The organism is Pseudomonadota bacterium (assembly GCA_030860485.1).
In the GTDB taxonomy this organism is placed as follows: Bacteria; Pseudomonadota; Gammaproteobacteria; order JACCXJ01; family JACCXJ01; genus JACCXJ01.
Genome location: JALZID010000032.1, coordinates 1 through 5,832 on the forward strand (window position 1 = coordinate 1; position 5,832 = coordinate 5,832).

Sequence of the window (5,832 nt, forward strand, 5' to 3'; positions counted from 1 at the left end):
ATCGGGATGTTTTTCCTAAGCCCGCTGCTGGGCGCAGCGGTCGGAGCTGGAAGCGGCGCTCTCGCTGGGTTTCTCTCCGACATAGGCGTTTCCGATAATTTCATGAAAGATCTCGGATCAACACTGACGCCCGGGACATCCGCCCTATTCGTGCTGTTTCGCAAGATTACGGCCGACAAGGTGCTCGAAGGGCTGAAACAGTTCAAAGGAAGAGTGCTCCAGACCTCCCTGACGCAAGACCAAGAGGAGGAACTGCGCAAAGCTCTGTCGTCGGCAGGGTTGCCTGCACCGTAGACCCGTGGACCATAGCCTTCCCATCACGACACCATCCACGCGCCCTCGATCTGCGGTGCTCTTGTGAAGATCGAATACGACGTCTGTTCTGGGGGGCAATCCTCAACGCGCGTTCGAGCCGCCGCGGCCCTCGGCGCGACCTTCGCTACACTGATGCACGGCGGCCTGCTTGGCGGCCTCATCACGGCTTTACACCTGGTATCACGACAGCACGGAGTTGTGGGGACTGAGCCTGCTCAAAGATCAGCAGCTCGCCGGGCTTCTCATGTGGGTTCCCATGGGAATCGTTTATCTGGGCGCCTGCCTAATGCTGGCCAGTCGACTCGTTGCATCCCGGTAGGGGCGGGTCGGCGCGTAGCGCGTCACGGCGAAACACCCACGGACAATCGGCACCGGGTATTCCCATCTTCTTTATCTACTGTTAATCCTGAGAGGACCCATGCGTACTCCCCGCGTAGAATTCATCACGATGATCGTCCTGGCTGTCGCGGTCGCGGCCTGCAGCGAACGCTCCGGCGTGGCCGCAGACAATGCCGGGTCTCAGAGCTCTGGTGACAGCGTTCTCGCCCGCGCGGCCGCCTGCATGCCGCTCGAAACACGCGAGCCGAACGCGCCAGACCAGCGCCCGGCGTTCCCCGGCCAGACACGCGCGTGCGCGATCCAATCGAACGTCGCCTTCGATGTCAGCGCGCTCGCGAAGGGACTCGAGAACCCGTGGGCCGTGGAGCCGCTCCCCGGCGGCGACCTGTTGGTCACGGAGAAGCCCGGCCGCCTGCGCATCGTCTCGGCAACGGGTGAGCTGGGGCAACCGATTGCTGGCGTGCCAGCCGTCGATGCACGCGGCCAGGGCGGCCTGCTCGACGTCGCGCTGAGCGCGGCATTCGATTCCGACCGGACGATCTATTGGAGCTACACCGAGCCTCGACAGGGAGGCAACGCCACCAGCGTTGCGCGTGGGCTGCTGTCGGCCGACCAGCGGCGCCTCGAGCAGGTTCGCGTGATCTTTCGCGCGATGCCGACCTACGACGGCAACAAACATTTCGGCTCGCGGCTAGCCCTCGGTCCGGATCAGATGCTGTACATTGCGCTCGGCGAGCGCTCGGACGCACCGATGCGGCCCCAGGCGCAGCAGCTCGACAGCCACATGGGCAAGATTCTGCGCATCAGACCGGACGGCTCGGCCCCAACCGACAACCCGTTCGCCGGGCAGCCCAATGCGCTGCCTGAGATCTGGACGCTCGGTCATCGAAATGTGCAGGCCGCCGCGTTCGATCCACAGGGACGATTCTGGGTGGTGGAGCATGGTACGAGGGGCGGGGACGAGCTGAACCTGATCCAGAAGGGCAAGAACTACGGCTGGCCGCTCGTGGCGTACGGCGAGGAGTACTTTGGATTGCCGATCCGCGGGGCGGTGACCGATCGCCCCGGCTTCGAGCAGCCCCGCTATTATTGGGACCCGGTGATCGCGCCATCCGGCGCACAGTTCTACACCGGCGACGCCTTCCCGGCGTGGCGCGGCAGTCTCTTCGTCGGCAGCCTCAAAGAAAAGAGGCTCGTGCGCTTGACCCTCGAGAACGATCGCGTGATTGGCGAGGAGCACCTTCTCGCCGACCGCGGTCAGCGCGTGCGCGACGTGCGGCAAGGTCCGGACGGCGCGCTGTACCTTGTCACGGACGAGGTGAACGGCGAGCTCTGGAAAATCGCACCGGGTCGCTGAAGACGACCGGTCGCCTGCGGCCACACCATCGACGACATCGAACCATACTGAGCGGCAGCTGAGAGGCGCCACCTATGTACTTGCAATTGCCGGCGGACGTGACCAAAATAATCGAGAACAACAACGCCCGCCGAGTCAGTAGTTAACGCCGAAGTCCCGTCTGGAGAAACGATTGTCATCGCCTTATCGAACTGAGGCAATTCAATCGAGACGGATCGGCAGTATGCAATTGACTTCTCGCGGCGGCGCAGAAACAGGCGGTCGAGATCGATATCCGGATGTGTATCGCGGTGGTCGATTCCGGTGCCAACCTGAAGGCCTTCGTGCGCATGGACGATGTCTGGGTCGGCAGCAGCGACATCGCCGTGAAGAAAACCAAAACCGCCTGTTTCTTCGGGATGCCGACCGGGCAGATCGGCCAGCTGTCACAACCGGGCGGTGCCTTGTTCGGGATCGAGCACTCCATATTCGATCCTGGCCCCTTTCTTACTGCGCACTAGCCTAATGGTATGGACTCCTCCCCTCCTAAACGGCATCGTGATGTGCCAAAGTGGAGGATGAAACGATCCACTTAAACGAAGAGGAGGAGTCCGGTATGAACAGTACAACAATCGGTTTAGACATTGCAAAGTACGTCTTTCAGGTACACGGTGTGGACGGGAAGGGGAAGGTGGTTCTGCGCAAATCGCTCAAGCGAGCGCAGGTCTTGGCGTTCTTCGCCAATCGTGATCCCTGCCTGATTGGGCTAGAAGCCTGTGCCGGGGCGCATTACTGGGCGCGGGAGCTCGGGAAGCTCGGGCATGAGGTGCGGCTGATCAGCCCGCAGTTCGTCAAGCCCTACGTAAAGGGCAACAAGAACGACGCCAACGATGCGGAGGCGATCTGCGAAGCGGTAGGAACATGCGTTTTGTACCGGTGAAGAGTGTCGAGAGCCAAGATATTCTGGCGTTGCACCGGGTGCGTAGCGGGTTAGTGAAGGCGCGCACGGCCGAAGTCAATCGGTTGCGGGGTTTGTTGGGCGAGTACGGGATCGTCATTGGTCAGGGCTTGGCCCAGGTACGCAAGCGCCTGCCGGAGATCCTGGAAGACGGCGAGAACGGATTGAGTTTCTTGGTGCGGGAGTTGTTTGCTGATCGGTATCGGCAGGTCCTGGAGCTGGACCAACAAGTAGCCGCCTACGGGGCCAAGCTCCAGAGGCTCTACCAAGAGAGCACGGTGTGCCGCAATATCGGGGAGGTGCCGGGGATTGGGCCGATCACGGCAACGGCGATGGCCGCCTCACTCGGTGATGGTAAAGCCTTTGAGTCTGGGCGGCAGGTGTCGGCCTGGCTGGGGCTGGTGCCCCGGCAGGATTCGAGCGGTGGCAAGCCCAAGCTGCTCGGGATCAGCAAGCGTGGCGACACCTATCTGCGCACCTTGCTCATCCACGGGGCACGTGCGGTGGTGAAGACCGTGGCCAAGAAGACCGACGCCCAGAGCCGCTGGATCAACGAGTTGGTGAAACGGCGCAGGTACGGTCCGGGTACATAGGTAACAGTTTAGTCCATGGACATAGGTAACAGTTTAACGATACTGATGGGCACCGTAAGGAGGTGCCCTATGCCCTGGAGTGAAACAACGCCTATGTACCAAAAAACCCAATTCATTGCGGACTATCTCCGTGAAAGTTTATCGATCACAGAACTCTGCGAGCTCTACGGCATCAGCCGCAAAACCGCGTACAAATGGATAGAGCGCTATCTTCAGCACGGCCCTAGCGGCCTTGAAGATCTCCCGCGCAAGCCCAGCACCTGCCCGCACAAAACCCCCGAGCATGTAATTGCCGCTCTCCTTGAGACACGCCTTCGTCATGCCTCCTGGGGAGCGAAGAAACTGCTCGCCATCGGAGGCAAGCGCCATCCCCGCTGGCCCTGGCCCGCACGCTCGACCGTCTGCGATATTTTAAGCCGCAACGGCTTGGTTGCTAAAAAACGCCGACGCCGTCACGTCGGCCATCCCGGTAAACCGACTACCCTCATCGCTGCACCTAATGATGTCTGGAGCGCGGACTTCAAAGGCCATTTCAAAACCGGTGATGGCCTCTACTGTTACCCCCTGACCCTCACCGATGGCTATAGTCGTTATCTGCTGGGTTGCCAGGGGTTGCTTTCCACCGCTGTGACCGGCGCGAAGCCGGTGTTCACCCGCTTGTTCAAGGAATTCGGCTTACCCAAACGCATTCGCACCGATAACGGTGTGCCCTTCGCGACCAATACCCTGGCGCGATTGTCTTCGCTCTCGGCGTGGTGGATCCGTTTGGGGATCCTGCCCGAACTCATTGAACTGGGGAAACCCCAACAAAATGGGCGGCACGAAAGAATGCATCGCACCCTCAAAGCCGAAACCACTCGCCCCCCGGCCGCCAATTCGCGCGCTCAACAACGGAGATTCAACCACTTCCGCGAAGAGTTCAACTATCAACGACCCCACGAGGCCCTGGACATGCAAACACCCGCTTCCCTTTACCAACGCGCACCCCGAGAGATGCCCAATAAACTACCCCCTCTCGAATACCCAGACCGCTTTGAACTCCGCTATGTCAGCTATAATGGCGGTATTCGCTGGAATCACCGGTGGGTCAATGTCTCCATTACCTGCGCCGGAGAATACGTCGGCCTCGAAGAGATCGATGACGGGGTATGGAATGTCTACTTCGGGCCTCTCAAGCTCGGAAGACTATTAGAAAAACACATGCGTATCGAGACGCCTTCGGAAGGCTAATACGACATAATGTGTAACCCATGTCCCCAGACTTTTTTGTTACCTATCTCCCCGACCGCTCAGCGTCATATTTGGCGAAACCCACGAATGATCCACCCAATAGACCAGCCAAGGATTTAAAGAACAACTATGGGGACTAGCCACCACAGTGCAACAGAGCCTATGTATGGCCACCTCTCCGCCGCGGCTTGGTGCGCGAGCGCACCTTCATACTCACGTGCAACCATTTTGATGGTTTCGGATTGGGTGCCTGATGGGAATGGAATCTCATGACCGTTTACCATCTGTTCCCGGATCACGCTTTGTGCATCTAGAGAAGCTGTAATGGCTTTTATAGATTCCGAACTGAGTCTGTCGTAAATAGAAGAATCGTGAGCAACTGACCGTGCATTTGGGAAATCCTCCGCTGCGATCGTTATCACAAGAGCAAGGTATACGATCGAAGTAACAACCCATAGCCTTTGCCAGCCGCTGAGTTTCATAGGCTCTAACTGTTATGTGAACAGAACGTCATTCCGTCTATCTCTCCCGCAATAGGTCTGGTCGTACCCAGGAAGCTCTTTCCGAACAACATACTACCTCTGACGCTTCCGTCTATCCAAATCTGGATGAACGGACCCGCCTATCGTTCACGCGTTCGCTCGTCGAACATGTGGTCTTTCCCCACAGGGGGCTAGGGGTACGGACCCGACCATGACCAAGATCAGGCGCTACGACGCACCGTATAGGGCGGTGCGTTAGACATCAGGGACACTTTGGAAACAGAGTAAAACTTGTTACCAGATAAATGGATCGGTCTCCATCTGATAGGCCAGTTTTTTCTCTGACCCCGAACTCCTTGTCGTTGCAACATTTCTGCCGGCGAACGATCGTGAAGTCATGCGGCGGAACGCCCACACGAGGCTTAGGCGTGCTGCGTAAGAATCCAACAGTGACGACGCCCATCTCCTTGGTAGGCCCGATGGTCAATCGGTAACCGATCCGGTGTGTTTTGTGACAGAACTCACATATTGTGAACTACCGTCACACAACATTGCGAGTCAACGCGGTATGGTTATATC

The 5,832-nt window shown here is 58.7% G+C and carries 5 protein-coding genes and 2 pseudogenes; 6 read left to right on the plus strand and 1 reads right to left on the minus strand.

Going from position 1 to position 5,832, the window contains the following annotated elements:
* The 6 genes and pseudogenes from M3461_01405 to M3461_01430 all read left to right on the plus strand — a co-directional run.
* Positions 1–294, plus strand: a 294-nt coding sequence (locus M3461_01405) for a DUF1269 domain-containing protein (protein ID MDQ3773124.1), incomplete at its 5' end; no start/stop codon positions are given.
* Positions 295–511: 217 nt separating this feature from the next.
* Positions 512–634 (plus strand): cytochrome c oxidase assembly protein, encoded by a 123-nt coding sequence (locus tag M3461_01410; protein ID MDQ3773125.1) that lies wholly within the window; start codon positions 512–514, stop codon positions 632–634.
* Between the two features lie 99 nt (positions 635–733).
* The gene (locus M3461_01415) at positions 734–2,011 is read left to right on the plus strand and encodes a PQQ-dependent sugar dehydrogenase (protein ID MDQ3773126.1); all 1,278 of its coding nucleotides are present in this window, start codon (positions 734–736) and stop codon (positions 2,009–2,011) included.
* A gap of 236 nt (positions 2,012–2,247) precedes the next feature.
* Positions 2,248–2,475: pseudogene (locus M3461_01420) on the plus strand (heme-binding protein).
* A 131-nt stretch (positions 2,476–2,606) separates the two neighbouring features.
* A pseudogene (locus tag M3461_01425) lies at positions 2,607–3,475 on the plus strand (IS110 family transposase).
* A gap of 135 nt (positions 3,476–3,610) precedes the next feature.
* A complete protein-coding gene (locus tag M3461_01430; GenBank protein ID MDQ3773127.1) occupies positions 3,611–4,771 on the plus strand; it encodes an integrase core domain-containing protein in 1,161 nt (386 codons plus the stop codon).
* A 116-nt stretch (positions 4,772–4,887) separates the two neighbouring features.
* Here the strand turns inward: M3461_01430 and M3461_01435 are convergent, their stop codons facing one another.
* A complete protein-coding gene (locus M3461_01435) occupies positions 4,888–5,253 on the minus strand; it encodes a hypothetical protein (GenBank protein ID MDQ3773128.1) in 366 nt (121 codons plus the stop codon).
* Positions 5,254–5,832: the final 579 nt, after the last annotated feature.

Bases quoted from the DNA above. Each gene is read 5' to 3' on its own strand.
- M3461_01430 (MDQ3773127.1), top strand. From the start codon at position 3,611: ATGCCCTGGAGTGAAACAACGCCTATGTACCAAAAAACCCAATTCATT.
- M3461_01415 (MDQ3773126.1), top strand. From the start codon at position 734: ATGCGTACTCCCCGCGTAGAATTCATCACGATGATCGTCCTGGCTGTC.
- M3461_01435 (MDQ3773128.1), bottom strand. From the start codon at position 5,253: ATGAAACTCAGCGGCTGGCAAAGGCTATGGGTTGTTACTTCGATCGTA.